This is a genomic window from Pseudokineococcus sp. 5B2Z-1, from assembly GCF_037482305.1.
Lineage (GTDB): Bacteria > Actinomycetota > Actinomycetes > Actinomycetales > Quadrisphaeraceae > Pseudokineococcus.
In genome coordinates this window covers 427163-441341 of sequence record NZ_JBBHZG010000004.1, presented here as the reverse complement: position 1 = coordinate 441341, position 14179 = coordinate 427163, and the positions used below count along the sequence as shown (strand labels likewise).

At 77.2% G+C, this 14179-nt stretch carries 15 protein-coding genes and 1 pseudogene; 3 read left to right on the top strand and 13 right to left on the bottom strand.

Annotated elements, in window-relative coordinates:
- Nucleotides 1-49: 49 nt before the first annotated feature.
- The 3 genes from WDV85_RS12800 to WDV85_RS12790 all read right to left on the bottom strand — a co-directional run bounded on the left by WDV85_RS12800 (nucleotide 50) and on the right by WDV85_RS12790 (nucleotide 2578).
- The gene (locus WDV85_RS12800) at nucleotides 50-223 is read right to left on the bottom strand and encodes a hypothetical protein (RefSeq protein WP_339570988.1); all 174 of its coding nucleotides are present in this window, start codon (nucleotides 221-223) and stop codon (nucleotides 50-52) included.
- 97 nt (nucleotides 224-320) lie between these two features.
- Nucleotides 321-1829, bottom strand: coding sequence for an L-arabinose isomerase (gene araA / locus WDV85_RS12795; RefSeq protein ID WP_339570987.1), 1509 nt, complete (start codon nucleotides 1827-1829; stop codon nucleotides 321-323).
- A 56-nt stretch (nucleotides 1830-1885) separates the two neighbouring features.
- Nucleotides 1886-2578, bottom strand: coding sequence for an L-ribulose-5-phosphate 4-epimerase (locus WDV85_RS12790; RefSeq protein WP_445263318.1), 693 nt, complete (start codon nucleotides 2576-2578; stop codon nucleotides 1886-1888).
- 223 nt (nucleotides 2579-2801) lie between these two features.
- Between WDV85_RS12790 and WDV85_RS12785 the strand changes: the two genes are divergently transcribed.
- Together WDV85_RS12785 and WDV85_RS12780 are read left to right on the top strand one after the other, a co-directional pair.
- The gene (locus WDV85_RS12785) at nucleotides 2802-3047 is read left to right on the top strand and encodes a hypothetical protein (RefSeq protein ID WP_298803380.1); all 246 of its coding nucleotides are present in this window, start codon (nucleotides 2802-2804) and stop codon (nucleotides 3045-3047) included.
- 123 nt (nucleotides 3048-3170) lie between these two features.
- Nucleotides 3171-4391: an EAL domain-containing protein gene (locus tag WDV85_RS12780; protein ID WP_339570985.1), complete on the top strand. Its 1221-nt coding sequence runs from the start codon at nucleotides 3171-3173 to the stop codon at nucleotides 4389-4391.
- A gap of 58 nt (nucleotides 4392-4449) precedes the next feature.
- On the opposite strand, the gene WDV85_RS12775 is transcribed toward WDV85_RS12780, so the two are convergent.
- Nucleotides 4450-5850 (bottom strand): GntP family permease, encoded by a 1401-nt coding sequence (locus WDV85_RS12775; RefSeq protein WP_445263317.1) that lies wholly within the window; start codon nucleotides 5848-5850, stop codon nucleotides 4450-4452.
- Between the two features lie 232 nt (nucleotides 5851-6082).
- On the opposite strand from WDV85_RS12775, the gene WDV85_RS12770 reads away from it, so the two are divergent.
- Nucleotides 6083-6601 carry a hypothetical protein gene (locus WDV85_RS12770; RefSeq protein WP_339570983.1) on the top strand — a complete coding sequence of 173 codons (519 nt, stop codon included), beginning with the start codon at nucleotides 6083-6085 and terminating at the stop codon, nucleotides 6599-6601.
- A gap of 153 nt (nucleotides 6602-6754) precedes the next feature.
- Here the strand turns inward: WDV85_RS12770 and WDV85_RS12765 are convergent, their stop codons facing one another.
- The 9 genes and pseudogenes from WDV85_RS12765 to WDV85_RS12725 all read right to left on the bottom strand — a co-directional run.
- Complete coding sequence (locus WDV85_RS12765) at nucleotides 6755-6958, bottom strand: hypothetical protein (protein ID WP_339570982.1); 204 nt, start codon at nucleotides 6956-6958, stop codon at nucleotides 6755-6757.
- Between the two features lie 66 nt (nucleotides 6959-7024).
- Nucleotides 7025-7528, bottom strand: coding sequence for a DUF2382 domain-containing protein (locus tag WDV85_RS12760; RefSeq protein ID WP_339571027.1), 504 nt, complete (start codon nucleotides 7526-7528; stop codon nucleotides 7025-7027).
- A complete protein-coding gene (locus WDV85_RS12755; RefSeq protein WP_339570981.1) occupies nucleotides 7525-8499 on the bottom strand; it encodes a PRC and DUF2382 domain-containing protein in 975 nt (324 codons plus the stop codon). Before WDV85_RS12755 ends, WDV85_RS12760 begins: the two co-directional genes overlap by 4 nt.
- Nucleotides 8500-8719: 220 nt before the next feature.
- Nucleotides 8720-9409, bottom strand: a complete 690-nt coding sequence (locus tag WDV85_RS12750; RefSeq protein ID WP_171202563.1) for a phosphocholine cytidylyltransferase family protein — start codon at nucleotides 9407-9409, stop codon at nucleotides 8720-8722.
- Between the two features lie 176 nt (nucleotides 9410-9585).
- Nucleotides 9586-10518 (bottom strand): anti-sigma factor domain-containing protein, encoded by a 933-nt coding sequence (locus WDV85_RS12745; RefSeq protein ID WP_339570979.1) that lies wholly within the window; start codon nucleotides 10516-10518, stop codon nucleotides 9586-9588.
- Nucleotides 10508-11263, bottom strand: a complete 756-nt coding sequence (locus tag WDV85_RS12740; protein ID WP_339570978.1) for an RNA polymerase sigma factor — start codon at nucleotides 11261-11263, stop codon at nucleotides 10508-10510. The genes WDV85_RS12745 and WDV85_RS12740 overlap by 11 nt, the downstream gene beginning before the upstream one ends.
- A 114-nt stretch (nucleotides 11264-11377) precedes the next feature.
- On the bottom strand, nucleotides 11378-12163 hold the full coding sequence (locus WDV85_RS12735) for a class F sortase (protein WP_339570977.1): 786 nt from the start codon (nucleotides 12161-12163) through the stop codon (nucleotides 11378-11380).
- Nucleotides 12164-12401: 238 nt separating this feature from the next.
- A complete protein-coding gene (locus tag WDV85_RS12730) occupies nucleotides 12402-13250 on the bottom strand; it encodes a DUF4397 domain-containing protein (protein ID WP_339570976.1) in 849 nt (282 codons plus the stop codon).
- Nucleotides 13251-13596: 346 nt separating this feature from the next.
- A pseudogene (locus tag WDV85_RS12725) lies at nucleotides 13597-14118 on the bottom strand (response regulator); the annotation flags it as partial.
- Nucleotides 14119-14179 lie beyond the last annotated feature (61 nt).

Genomic DNA, 14179 nt, shown 5'->3' with positions numbered 1-14179 from the left:
CCCTCCCCTCCGTGCGGCCGGCCGGGCGGGCCTGCGCGGCCCGCGGGGCTCAGGACTTGTCGGCGTCCTTGGCCTTCTCCGTCTGCTGACGGTCCGCGCCCATGGCCTGGTCCTTCTTGCCCTGGCCGTGGAGCTCGGCGTCGTCGGTCTTCTTGCCGACGACCTCCTCCGCCTTGCCGACGGTCTGCTGCACGACGTTCTTGAGCTTGTCACCGGCGGACATGTCGCCTCCAGGTCGGGTGCCGTTCTCGGGTCCGCCCCACGCTAGGCAGGTCCGCGCCGCCCCGCCCGTCGAGGAGCCCGCCCGTCGAGGTCCGTGCTCAGAAGCCCATGGCCAGCCGGTGGTAGGCGGCGTTCCAGCGCAGCTCGTCGCGGAAGCGCCGGGGGCGGGTGTCGGCGTCGATGACGGCCAGCTCGACGCCGAGCGCCTCCGCGAGGTCGGCGACGGAGTCCGTCGTCAGCGCCGAGGAGAGCACGGTGTGGTGGGGGGCCCCGGAGTGCAGCCAGCACTCGGCCGACGTCCGCAGGTCGGGCTTCGGCTCCCACACAGCCCGCGCCACGGGGAGGTTGGGCAGCGGCTCGTCGGGCTCGACGACGTCGACCTCGTTGAGGGTGAGGCGGAAGCGGTCGCCCATGTCGCTCATCCCGAGGACGACGGCCGGCCCCGGGACGGCGTCGAAGACGAGGCGCACCGGGTCCTCCCGGTCGCCGATGCCGAGCGGGTGCACCTCGCACGAGGGGACGTCGGCCGCGATCGACGGGCAGACCTCGAGCATGTGGGCGCCGAGGATCTTCTGCTTCCCCGGCCGCAGCTCGTAGGTGTAGTCCTCCATGAAGGACGTGCCGCCGGGCAGGCCCTCGGCCATCGCCTTGAGGGTGCGCAGGAGGGTCGCCGTCTTCCAGTCGCCCTCGCCGGCGAAGCCGTAGCCCTCGCCCATGAGGCGCTGGACGGCGATGCCGGGCAGCTGGCGCAGGCCGCCGAGGTCCTCGAAGTTCGAGGTGAAGGCGCGGAAGCCGCCCTCCTCGAGGAAGGACCGCAGCCCGACCTCGATGCGCGCGGCCTCCCGGAGGGACGCGTGGCGGTCCGCGCCGCGGCGCAGCTCGGGCGCGACGCGGTACGTCGCCTGGTACTCGTCGGCGAGGGCGTCCACCTGCGCCTTTGTCGCGTCGGCCACCGCGGCGACGAGGGCGTTGACGCCGTAGGCGTTGACGGTGACGCCGAGGCGCACCTGCGCGTCCACCTTGTCGCCCTCGGTGACGGCGACGTCGCGCATCGTGTCCCCGAAGCGCGCCAGGTGCAGCGATCGGAGCTCGGCCCGGCCGACGGCGGCCCGCACCCAGGCGCCGACCCGCCAGGTGACCGACGGGTCGGACACGTGGCCGACGACCGTCGTCCGCGGCACGCCGAGCCGCGACTGGACGTAGCCGAACTCCCGGTCGCCGTGGGCGGCCTGGTTGAGGTTCATGAAGTCCATGTCGAGCGTCGCCCACGGCAGGGCGGCGTCGGCCTGCGTGTGCAGGTGGAGCAGGGGCACGTCGAGGACCTGCAGCCCGGCGATCCACATCCGGGCCGGCGAGAACGTGTGCATCCACGCGACGAGGCCGATGCAGGCGTCGTCCGTCGACGCGTCCTGGCACAGGCGGCGGATCGCGTCGGAGTCGGTGAGGACCGGCTTCCAGACGACGCGCACCGGGACGTCGGAGGACGCGCCCAGCTCGTCGGCCACGCGACGGGACTGCTCGGCGACCTGCTCGAGCGTCTCGGGGCCGTAGAGGCCCTGGCTGCCCGTGACGAACCAGACCTCCTTCTCGGCGAGCGCGGACCTCATGCGGTGACCTCCCGGTCGTCGGTGCTGGTGGGGTGGTGGTGCGAGGCGCTGCGGCGCTACGCCGTCGGCGCGGGCCGCTGCCCGTAGACGTTCTGGTAGCGGTCGTAGAGGCTGTCGATCGCGTCCTGGGGGATGGGCACGCACTCGCCGAGCGCGCGGGCCATGTGGACCGAGCGGGCGACGTCCTCGCACATGACCGCGGCCTTGACCGCGCTCCTCGCGTCCTTGCCGATGGTGAAGGTGCCGTGGTTCTGCATGATCACGGCCTTGGACCGGTGGCCCGTGAGCGTCTCGACGACGCCGCGGCCGATGTCCTCCCCGCCGATGAGCGCGAAGGGCCCGAGCGGGATCGGCCCGCCGAACTCGTCGGCCATGGCCGTGAGGACGCAGGGGATCTCCTCGGCCCGCGCCGCCCACGCGCAGGCGTACGTCGAGTGCGTGTGCACCTGGCCCGCCACCTCGGGCATGTGGCGGTAGACGTAGGCGTGCGAGCCCGTGTCCGACGACGGGGACTGCGACGGGTCGACGGCCTCGCCGTCGAGGGTGCACAGCACCATCGAGGCCGGCGTGAGGTCCTCGTAGAGCACCCCGGAGGGCTTGATGAGGAACAGGTCGGCGCCGGGGACGCGGGCGGAGACGTTGCCGCCGGTCCAGACGACGAGCCCGTAGCGCACGAGCTGGGCGTGCAGGTCGACGAGCTCGCCCCGCAGCCGGTCGACGTGCCCGAGCACCTCGGGCTCGAGCTGCAGGTGGGCGCTCACGGGTCGCTCCTCTCGTCGCGGTCGCACCGGCGGCGGCGCGGTCGGGACCGCGACGGGCCGCGGCGCACGTCGGTCCGATGTTAGCGATCACAGCGACGGGGCGGTCAAGAGCGCCGCCGCCGCGGCGGCGCGCTCTTGCCCCGCGGGCGCCGGGCGCCCACAGTGGGGTCACGACGGGCCGACGGCGCCCGCCGCGGACGGGGAGGGTGCCGTGTACCTGCAGCAGCGCGAGCACCGGGGCCGGGCGCTGGCCCCGGTCACCTCCTGCGCCGTCGCCATGGTCCTGGCCTCCGTCGCGTCGCTCGTCCTCGCGGGGACCGGCGGCCCGACCGTCGCCGTGCAGGTCCTCGCCGGCCTGGCGGTCGCCGCGCTCGTGGGCGTCCGCCTCACCGCCGGGCGGGCGCGCGCGTGGTGGGCGCGGCCCGTGCCCGGGGCCCGCCGCGGCGTCGCCCCGTGACGCGGTGACGCCCCGCCCGCACCCGGGCGCGGCACCCCACCGGCGCACGGCGGGCTGCGACGACTTCCGCCCCCCGCGTAGTCTCCTCGAGCGGGGACGACAGCGACGACACGGGGAGTGACGATGAGCGCGCACGCGGGCGCCCGCGAGCGCCCCGAGGTCCGCCGGCTCCTGGACGCCGCCCGCATCGCCGTCGACATGGACGCCTCGCTCGTGACCCTCCACGAGGGGCTCGACGAGGTCGCCGTGGCCACGAGCAGCCGCTCGGCGATGCTGCGCGGGGCGGCCGGTCGGCGCACACCGCTCGCGGACACGATCTGCGGCCAGGTGGTCGCCGGCCGCCTCCCGCGGTGGATCCCCGACGCCGGCGCCGACCCGCTCGCTTCCATCCTCCCCGTCACCCGTGCCCACGACATCGGCAGCTACGTCGGCACGCCGCTCCACGACGACGACGGCCACGTCGCCGGGATGCTGTGCTGCCTCAGCCGCGCCCCGGACGACCGCATCGGCCCGGACGCCCCCGCCGTCCTCGAGAGCCTCGCGTCGGCGCTGTCGGTCGCGCTCGGCCTCGCGCGCCGGCCCGCCACCGCCCCCGCGACCGCCCCGCCGGTCGCCGCCCCCTCCCGCGGCGCGCCGCTGTCGTCCTTCGAGCACCACCGCGCCGTGCTGTCCCTGGCTCGCGGCGAGGACGTCGACGCCCTCTTCGAGCCGGTCGTCGACCTCGCCACCGACCGCCCTCGCGCCTTCGCGGCGACCTTCCGCGCCCCGGCCTGCCACGGGGCGGCGGTCGGGGACGTCGTCGGCGCCCACGGGCTCGCCGAGGACGTCGAGCTGGCCTGCCTCCACCGCGCCCTGGCGCACCAGGGCCGGCAGCCGCCCGGGACGGCGCTGGCGGTCGCGGTCTCACGGGGGCTCCTGCAGCGCCCCGGCGTGCTGGACCTGCTGCTCGACCACGCGGGCTCGGGGCTCTGGGTGGCCGTCGGGCACGGCGCGGCCGACGACGGCGCGACGTACGAGCGCGCGCGCCGGCTGCGGGCGGCCGGCGCCGTCCTCGCCGTGGACGGGGCCGGGACGCCGTCGTCCGGGCTCGTCGACGCGCTCCGGCTCGGCCCGCCGCTCGTGAGCGTCTGCGCCGCGACGCTCGAGCGCGCCAAGGGCGGCGGGGGCGCGGACGTGCGGCCCGAGCTCGTGCGCGCCCTGCTCGCCGTCACCCGCAGCGTGGGCGCGCGCCTGGTGGTCCGCGACGTCACCTCGCCCGACCAGCTCGACGCGCTGCGCTCCCTGGGCGTGCCCCTGGCGCGCGGCTCGGCGGTCGGCGCGCCCGCGACCCTGCCGGCGACCTGACGCCCCCCGCCGCGAGCCGTCGCCCCCGGCCGACCCGACGCCCCGCCCCCGAGGGCCCTCAGGTGACGACGACGTAGAGCACGAGCACGAGCGCGAAGGCCATGAAGCCCACGGCGGTCGCCTGCACCGTCCACGTCCGGAGGGTCGTCGCCGTGTCGAGCCCCAGGAAGCGGCCGACGAGCCAGAAGCCCGAGTCGTTGACGTGGGAGAACGTGATGGCGCCCGCGACGGTCGCGACGACGACGCAGGCGAGGGCGACACCCGTGAGGGACCCGTCGGCCTCGACGGCCGGCGCGAGGAGCCCGGCGGCGGTGGTGCCCGCGACCGTGGCCGACCCCTGGGCGACCCGCAGGGCCACCGCGATGACGAAGCCCGCGACGACGACGGGCAGCCCGACGGCGTCGAGGCTGTCGGCCAGCGCGCCGCCGATGCCGGTGGCGGTGAGCACCCCGCCGAACATCCCGCCCGCCCCGGTGATGAGGATGATCGACGCGACGGGCGCGAAGGCGCCGTCGACGAGGTCCTCGAGCCGCGCGCCCACCGCGCCGCGGTGGGGGACGACGACGAGCAGCACCATGGCGAGCACCGTCGTGAGCAGCAGGGCGATCGGCGTCGCGCCGACCGTCGTCAGCACCTCGACGAGGAACGAGTCGCCGTCGAGCACCCCGGCCTCGGCGAGGGTCGACGCGCCGGTGTTGGCGAAGATCAGCACGAGGGGCAGGAGCAGCACGAGCAGGACGACGCCGAAGGACGGGCGCGGCAGGTCGCCGTCCGGGTCCGCGGAACCCAGCAGGTCGGGCACGCCGAAGGACCGGGTGCGCCGCGCCAGCACGAGCCCGAGCCGGTGGCCCGCGACGTACCAGGTGGGCAGGCCGACGAGCAGGGCCACGGCCACGACGAGCCCGACGTCGGCGCCGAGCAGCCCCGAGGCGGCCACGGGGCCGGGGTGCGGCGGCACGAGCGCGTGCATCGTGAGGAAGGCGCCCGCGGCGGGCAGCGCGTAGAGCAGCAGCGAACCGCCGAGGCGCCGCGCGACCGAGTAGATGATCGGCAGCATGACGATGAAGGCCGCGTCGAGGAAGATCGGGAAGCCGTAGAGCAGCGAGGCGACCGACAGGGCCAGCGGCGCGCGGCGCTCCCCGAAGCGGTCGAGCAGGGTGTCGGCGAGGACCCTCGCGCCGCCGGAGACCTCCACGAGCCGGCCGAGGACGGCGCCGAAGCCGATGAGCAGCGCCACCTGGCCGAGGGTCCCGCCGAGCGCCGTCTGGAGCGTCTCGACGAGGTCGCCCACCGGCACCCCCGCGACCAGGGCCGTGAGGGCGCTGACGATCGTCAGCGCGAAGAAGGCGTGCAGGCGCACCTTGATGATGAGCACGAGCAGGACGGCGATCGCGACGGCCGCGACGGCGAGGAGGAAGCCGGGGGAGCCCGCGGGCTCGGGGGTCGTCGTCGCGAGGATCGCGGCGGGGTGCGCTGACGTCGTCGTCACGGGGGCTCCGGGGTCGCAGAGGAGCGCTGCCGGCGGCCGTCGGATCGGCGTCGGCGTCGTGCACGCGCTCCCGGCACCGTAGGGGCGGGGCGCGCCGGGCGGGGCCGAGCGTCCGGGTCGACTCCTGTCCGAGCGGGAGCCCTCGCGCGAGGGCCGCTCGGCCCGGACGGCGGACGGCGCCCACCGCTCCTACCCTCGGGACGTGGTCCTGTGGCTCACGGGTGCGCCGGGGCTCGCCGAGGAGGTCGCCGACGAGCTCTGGGCGGTGCTGCCCGGCGCCCGCGTGGTCGACCCCGGGCCGCTCGACGCCGTGGCCGACGCCGGTGCGGGCGCGCTGGCGGCCCTCGAGGCGTCGCCGGGGTGGCGCGGCCTGCTCGCCACGGCCTCCGCCGAGCTGGCCGCCTGGCGCAGCGAGCGCCTCGTCGTCCCGCGGCCGGTGCTCGAGCAGCGGCTGTGGGGCGTCGTCGAGGCGGGCCTCCTGCGCGCCGGCCTCGACGGGGTGCTCGTGGAGCTGGACGCCGACGACGAGGAGGTCAGCGAGCGCGTGCGCGCGGCCCGCGTCGCCGTCGGCCCGCGGCTGCGCGATCTCGAACGGCACGCGCGGGCCCGGCCCTGGCTCCACCTGCGCGCCGACGTCGTCGTCCGCACCTCGGGACTCAGCGCCCTGCAGGTCGCGCGGGCGGTCGCGGGGCGGCTCGGGATGGACATGGGCGTCCGCTGACGCCGCTTCCCCGCACCGACCACCCCGGACGAGCAGGCCTTCAGACGAGCAGGCCCACCCGGACGAGCGAGCCCTCCGGACGCGGAGGAGGGCCCGGCGCACCGCGCCGAGCCCTCCCGCGGCCCCGCCGTGGCGGGGCGGTGCCTCACGACCTCACAGGCCCAGCTTGCTCCCGAGCCCGCCCCCGCCCCCGAGGCCGCCGAGGAGGTCCTGGGGGTCGACGCCGAACTTCTGGAGCAGCCCGGCGTCGCGGTCGGTGGCGACCTGGTCGGGCAGCTCGGAGTCGGCCTGGGAGGCCTGGTCGCCGCCCACCTTGCTCTTGATGAAGTCGATCACCTGCTGCTTGGGGATCTGCACGTCGTCCTCCTCCTCCTCGCGCCGGTCGGCGCTGGTCGGTGGTGCTGGTCTGGTCGGTGCTGCTGGTCAGTCCTGCTGGTCGGTGGTGCTCGTGGCGGCGGGGGCCGCACGGGCCCCCTCGACGTCGACGACCTCGCGGTCGAGGTCGACGACGACGCGCTCGACGCCCTCGACGCGGCGCACCGCCACGGAGACCCGCTCGGCGGCCCTCGTCTCGACGCCGACGACCGGGACCTCCTCGGAGAGCACGAGGACGACCCGCTCCTCCGCCGGGGCGCCCCCGCCCGCTCCGGGGCCGTCCTCGACCGGGGCCGCGAGCCGCTCGCCCTCCTCGGGCGGCACCGGCGCGCTCGTGACGACGAGCTCCTCGCGCCGCACCTCGACGTCGACCTCCACGCGGACGGTCTCGGTCCTGATGCGCTTGGCCACCCGCACCCGCTCGACGGGCACGCGGAGCCGGCGGGCGACCGCCCGCTCCTCCGCGACGACCACCTCGGCCGCCTCGGCGGCCGGGCGGGCGGAGGCCCCGGAGGAGCGGGGACGGCCCTCGTCCTCGACCGTGGCGGTCAGCGGCGGTCGGCGTCGCCGGTGCCCCGGCCCGCCGCGCCGGCGTCGGTGGCGTCGCCGTCGACCTCGATCTCCTCGTGGCGGCGGTCGGCGCTCACGGTCTCGGTGTCGGCGACCGTCTCGGTGCCCAGGCGCACGCGCTCGACGGGGACCGTCTCCTTGTCGACGACGGCGCGCTCCTCGTGGAGCGTGACCTCGTGCTCCTCCTCGGTGAGGTCGCCGCCGGCGAGGGCGTCGCCGCGGTTCGCGTCCGTGATGGGCTCGCGCTCGACCACCGCCTCCTCACGGCTCACGGGGACGTCCTCGGTCACGCGGTCGGTGACGACGTGCTTGCGCAGGCGGGCCCGACCGGACTCGCGCTCCTGCGTGCCGAAGGCGACGCGCTCCTCCGAGCGGGTCATCGCGTCGTCGGTCGTGGGGCCGCTCGTGTCGCGGCCGGTGGCGCCGGTCGCGGCGCCCGCGCCGGTCTCGCGCCCGAGCTCGTCCCCGCGGCCCGTGGCGTGGCCGGGCGCGCCGCTGCCGGTGGTGCCGGTGGTCGCGGCGTCGGCGTCCGTCCCGGTGCCCATGGCCGCGCCGGTGCCCGCAGCGCCCGGTGCGCCCGTGCCGACGGTGCTGGTGGCCTCGTCGCCGCCGGTCCGCCCGACGGCGGCGTCACCGCCGCGGCTGAGGCCGTAGTAGCGGTAGAGCTCGTCCTCCTCCGCCGGCGACAGCTCGCTGTCGGTGTCCATGCGGGGGGCGTCCTTGACCTGGTCCTTGCTGTAGGAGACGCGCACCTCGTCGCCGGACAGCTCGGCGGCGTCGAGCGGCACGAAGGACTCCGAGCTGCCGAACATCCCCGTCTTGACGGTGACCCAGCTCGGCTGCTGGGTGTCGTCGTCGAGGTACACGGTGCCGACGCGGCCGATCTTGCCGTCGGCCTCGGAGACCACCGTGGCGTCGTACAGGGCGGAGAGCTGGTCCTCGGTGATGGGCATGCGGATGGCTCCTTCGGTGGAGGTCGCAGCGGGGGCTGCGCGTCCGCCGGGTCCGCTCTGCTGGAACCCCTCGGCGCCCGGTGGCCGGGCGCGGCGGTGGCGTCCTCACGGGACGTCGCGAGGGGCCGCACGCCCCTCGCCTCACCCCCGAGCATGCCCGCCCAGCGCTCACGCGCATCTCGAACCGGTCACGGGCCGCCGCACCCCTGCCCGCCGCGGGTCAGAGGGCGTTCGCGCGCTCCAGGTCGTCGGCGAAGTCGACCTCGACGACCCCGTACTCGGAGATGTCGACCGCCCGCACGCGCATGCCCTCGAGGGCGATGGCGTCCTCGATGCCCTTCTCGAAGTAGTCCTGGTCCCCCGCGGCCGCGAGGTGGCGCACGAGGACCTCGCGGTCCTCCGCGCTGACGTAGTTGATGCCCACGGCCTCGCCGAGCCCGCCGACGACCTGCTTGGACAGCGCGCTGATGTGCCCGCTCTCGTCGAGCAGGTACTTGACCTCCTCGTCGGCCACGCGCTCGGTGTTGACGGCGACGAAGGAGCCCCGCGCCATGTGCGGCACGAGGGCGTCGAGCAGGCCGGGCTGGAAGACGACGTCGCCGTTCAGCCAGAGCACCCCGCCGGGGGCGGCCATGCGCAGCGCCCGCAGCAGGCTCTTCGAGGTGTTCGTGCGCTGGAACTCCTCGTTGAAGACGAAGCTCGCCTCGGACGCGGCCGCCTCGAGCAGCCGCCGCTTCTTGAAGCCGACCACGATGGACACGCGCGCCTCGTCGGCGAAGGCCCCGCTGATGTGGTCCAGCTGCTGCCGCAGGATCGTCCTGCCGTCCCGCAGCACGGTCAGCGGCTTCGGGTGGGGCCGGCCCAGCCGGGTCCCCATGCCCGCGGCCAGGATCACCACGTTCACGCTCATGTCCACCTCCAGGTCGTCGATCGTGCGCCGCACGCGGCGCGGGGCGCCGCGGCACCCCTCCCCTGCAGTTGTACAGCCCGCCGTCAACGCGGCCGACCACGCCGGGCGCCGCACGAGGTCGGCGCGCACGGCAGGGCCCGCGCCCGGGCCGACGCAGCGGCCGACGCGACGCCGGCTCAGGCGCCGGTCGTCAGGGCGCCGCGGGCCAGGCTGTCGCCCGAGTGCGCCGGCTGCCCGTCGAGGGCCTCGCGCGAGACGTCCACCTGGACGGCCTGCCCCCCGGGCAGGGCGCCCGGGGGCACGGTGAAGACGCCGTGCCCGTCGACGAGCGCCCCGAGGGACAGCAGCCCGCCGCTCGGCTCGTCGAGGAGCCAGACCTCCTCGTAGGAGCCCGGGTCCGAGCCCGCGCCCTCGAGGTCGACCTCGAGGACGTCCCCCCGGCCTCCGGCGCGCAGCACGGCCGTCCCGCGGGCGCCCGTCGCGCCGAGCGGCTCGAGGTCCGCCCGCGCGACGACGCCGCCCCCGCCCGCCCTCTCGGACACGGCGGTGACCGCGGCCCCGGCCCCGGCGCCCAGGACGACGCCGACGACCGCGGCGAGGGCGAGCGCTCGGCGCGAGCGCCCCGCGACCGGCCCGCGCTCCCGCGGGGCGGGCACCGGGGTGCCCGCCGTCGCGGCCGGCGCGCTCGTCGGGCGGTCGTCGCCTGCGGTGGCGCCCCCCGGGGCGCTCCGGGTGGCGTCCTCCGGGGCCCTCTTGGTGGCGCCCTCGGAGGACCGGGCGAGGCCGACCTCGGCGAGGACGCCGTCGAGCACCCGCTGCGGGGGGCGCAGCTCGAGGTGCTCCGGCGGGCGGCGACCGGCCGCGACGACCCGGCGCCGGGCGACCAGCTCCGCCGAGCAGGCGGGGCAGCCGTCCACGTGCGCGCGCAGGTCGTCGTCGACGTCGGAGCGCGAGCCGTCCGCCGTCCGGTCCGCCGTGCCGGTGGTGGCGCCTCGTCCCGTCGTGGTGCCCGTCGTGGAGCCCGTCGTCGGGCCCGGCCCGGCGTCGTCGTGCTCCCCGCACGGCGCCTCGAGCGCGAGCGCCCAGAGGGCGTCGTCGTCAGCGTGCATCGCGACCCTCCTCCATCTGCTCGCGCATGCGGCGCAGCGCGCGCCGGATGTGGCTCTTGACCGTGCCGAGGGGCATTCGGAGCTGCTCGGCGATCTGGACGTGCGTGAGGTCGGCGAAGAACGCCAGCCGGACGATCCGCTGCGCGGGCTCGCCGAGCGAGGCCACGTGCTCGGCGACGACGACCCGGTCGACGAGGTCCTGCACGTGCTCGTCGGGCCCGCCCGGCCCCTGCTCGCGCGGCGCCACGCCGGCGCTGCGCTCGACGACGCGGCGGCGTCGCTCGCGGGCCGCGTGGGCGTCCGCCAGCTTGTGCCGCGTGATGCCCGTCAGCCACGCCCCCAGGGGCCCGTCGGCGGGGCGGTACCGCTCGCGCCCCTGCCACGCGGCCACGAAGACCTGCTGCGTGACGTCCTCCGCCTCGGCGGCGTCCTGCAGCGCGCGGGCGGCGAGGCCGTGCACGAGGGGCGCCCACCGCTCGAAGGCGCCGCGCAGGCCCTCCTCGGACCCCTCGGCGAAGGCGGTGGCGAGCCGCTCGTCCTCGTGCTCCTGGCCCCCGGAGCCGTGGCCCTCGCGCGTCGCGTCGTGCCCGCCGGCGGGACGGCTCGCGGCGTCGGGCGCTCCCGGCGGGGGCGACCCCGCGCGCGGCGGAGGTCCGGGGGGCTCCGGGAGCGGCGCGGCGGCGCGGGCGGCGTGCGGCAGGGCGCCCGGGAGCCGGGTCGCCCCGTCCCCGCGCTCAGCCGCCACGGCAGGGACCGTAGCCAGCGCGAGCGGCCGGGGGCACCCCGGGAGCGGGGCGGACGCGGCGTCGTCGGCGGCTCCCGGGGCGTCCGGGGCGGGCCGCCTGCGCACGGGCCGGCCTCAGAGGGGCTCGGCGACGACGACGACGTTGTCCCGGTGGGCGCCGACGTCGCGCAGGTAGGGGCCGCCGCAGGTGACGAGCACGAGCCGCTCGGGCCCGTCCTCGTCGAAGAGCGCGGCGACCGGCAGCGCCGTCTTCTCGACGGCCTCCCGCGTGGTCACGCGGTAGGGCAGGACGGTGCCGTCGGCCCGCACGACCTCGACGACGTCGTCGAGGCCCAGCTCGGCCAGGTCGGCGAGCACGCCGCGCTCGCCGTCGGCCGCGGCGACGTGGCCGGCCACGACGGCGCTGCCCGCCCCGGAGCCGGGGGCGGCGCCCCAGCGGTACCAGGCGGTGCGGCTCACGTCGTCCGGCAGGGCCATCGCGCCGTCGTCGTCCACGCCGAGGGCGTCGACCGGCGCGACGACGTCCAGCGCGGGGATGCGCACCTCGACCGGCGCGGCGACCGCGGGCCCCCGGCGGGCGGCCACGGCGGCGGGGGTGGCGTCGCGGGCGACGTCCGTCCAGCGCGTGGGGACGGCGGGCGCCGCGTCGCCGGACGGGTCCGGCGCCGCGCCCCGCTCCCGCTGCGGGCCGGACATCGCCCCTCCGGTCGCCCCGGTCGTCCCGTCGGCGGGCCGGGGTGCCGACGAGGGCAGGCCCTCGCCGACCGCCGCGGGCGGGCGCGTGAGGGCCCAGGCCAGCGGCGTCCCGACGGCGACGGCGAGGCAGGCGGCGAGCACTGCGGCCAGGCGCCGCGGGGTCGCCGCCGCACGGCGGTCGTCGCCTCCGGTGCTGCGTGCCACGGCCCCTCCGCCCTCGTCCGTCCGGTCGTGCTCGTCGCGCCCGTGCTCGTGGTGGCGCTCGCGGGTGCTGCTGCTCGTGCTGGCGCCTGAGCGGCGCCGGCGTCCGACGTCGCGCGCGGGGGGCGCGACGTCGGACGCCGGGTGCGGGTCACCGGGGTCGGTCGTCGGGCGACCGGCCCCGGGTCGCCGCCTCGGGGGTCCCCGCCTCGGGGATCCCTGCCTCTGGAGTGCCTCCGGCTCAGGCGCCCTGGTCCGCGCGACGACGGCGCACCATGGTCACCGACACGAGCACGGCACCGCCGGCGGCCAGCGCCGTCAGCGCCGTGAGGCCGGCCGGGAAGCCGGTGGAGGCGTCACCCAGCCCGCTGGGCACGCCCGAGGGGTCGGAGCCCAGGTCGTCGATCGTCTGCACCGCGAGGGCCAGGTTCCCGGCCTCGGCCGAGCCCCAGGCGTAGACGATCGTCGAGGCGCCCTCGGCGACGGTCAGGTCGGTCGGGCCGATGGCCGTGGTGTCCGTCCCGGCGAGGTTCACCGCGGCGCTCACGGTGCCCGCCGCCGTCGTCAGCGACTCGCCGTCCGGGTTGGTGAGCCCGCTGATGATCACGGCGTCGTCGGCCAGCACGTCGACGGCCGGCGCGGCCGCCGTGTGGCGCACCGTCACCCGGCCCTCGCCCGCCGGCACGGCCGAGGTGTCGTTGACGAAGGGCGTGAGCGTCGGGTCGCCGCTCTCGGTGAGGTGCGCCGCCACCGAGACGTCCGCACCGGCGGGCACCTCGACGCCGTCGGCGCTGATCACCGGGTCCACGCCCTCGACGCTCTCGGTGTCGGCCGGGTAGACCGCGAGGTCGTAGGAGCCGGCGGGCAGCTGCTGCGGGTCCGTGACGGTGCCGGGCTCGAAGTCGTCGAGGAGGCGCTCGCCGTTCGCGTAGACGTCGACGGGGGTGTCCGGGACGCCGTGGAACACCGTCACCGTGGCGGTGCCGCCGCTGCTCGACGCCGCGGCCGGCAGGCCGCCCAGGGCGACGAGGGCGCCGGCGGCGGTGACGGCGAGGGCGCGGCTGCGGACGCGGGACGTGGTGGTGGCCATGGGTGTCGCTCCTGTCGGTCGGTGCCCGGCGGGAGCCGCCGGGAGGTCTGACGGGCACTGGCACACCTCCTTCCGACCGACCCCGCCCGCTGGATGCACAACCTCTGCACCATCTGTGGACCACCTCTGGCGCGGCCGTGCCCCGATGGCCCCCAGGGCCCGGGCGGGGAGGGCGGCGTCCGAGACGTGGACGCGGACGTGGAGGGCCGTGGCGGAGGTGCGCCGGCAGGAGGAGCAGGGCCCGCGGTCGTCGCCTCAGCCGCTGGGCGGCGGGGGCGTCGACCGAGAGCCGGTACCCCTGACCGCGGACGGTGAGGAGGACGCGCGGCCGGGACGGGTCCTGCTCGACCTTGGCCCGCAGCCGGTGGACGTGGACGTCGACGACGCGCACGTCCCCGAACCAGGTGCGCCCCCACACGCGCTCGAGCAGCTCCTCGCGGGAGAGGACCCGGCCGGGCTCGGCGGCCAGCTCGACCAGGAGCCGCTGCTCGGTGCGGGTGAGGGCCACGGGCTCCCCGCGCACGAGCACGTCGCCGCTCCCGGGGCGCACGACGACGTCTCCCAGCGCCACCTCCCGGGACGTCGGGACGGCCGAGGCCCGGCGCACGAGGGCGCGCACGCGGGCGGTCAGCTCCTTCGCGACGAAGGGCTTGGTGACGTAGTCGTCGGCGCCCGCCTCGAGACCGGCCACCACGTCGTGGCTGTCGTCGCGGGCGGACACCACGACGACGGGCACGAGGCTGCTCCGGCGGACCTGCCGCAGGACCTCCAGGCCGTCGACGTCCGGCAGCCTCAGGTCGAGCAGGACCACGTCGACGTCCCGCTCGGCGAGCACGGCGAGGGCCTGGCCGCCCGTGCCCGCCGGCACGACGTCGAAGCCCTCCGAGCCGAGGACGAGGCTGATGACGCGGCGCAGGCCGGCGTCGTCC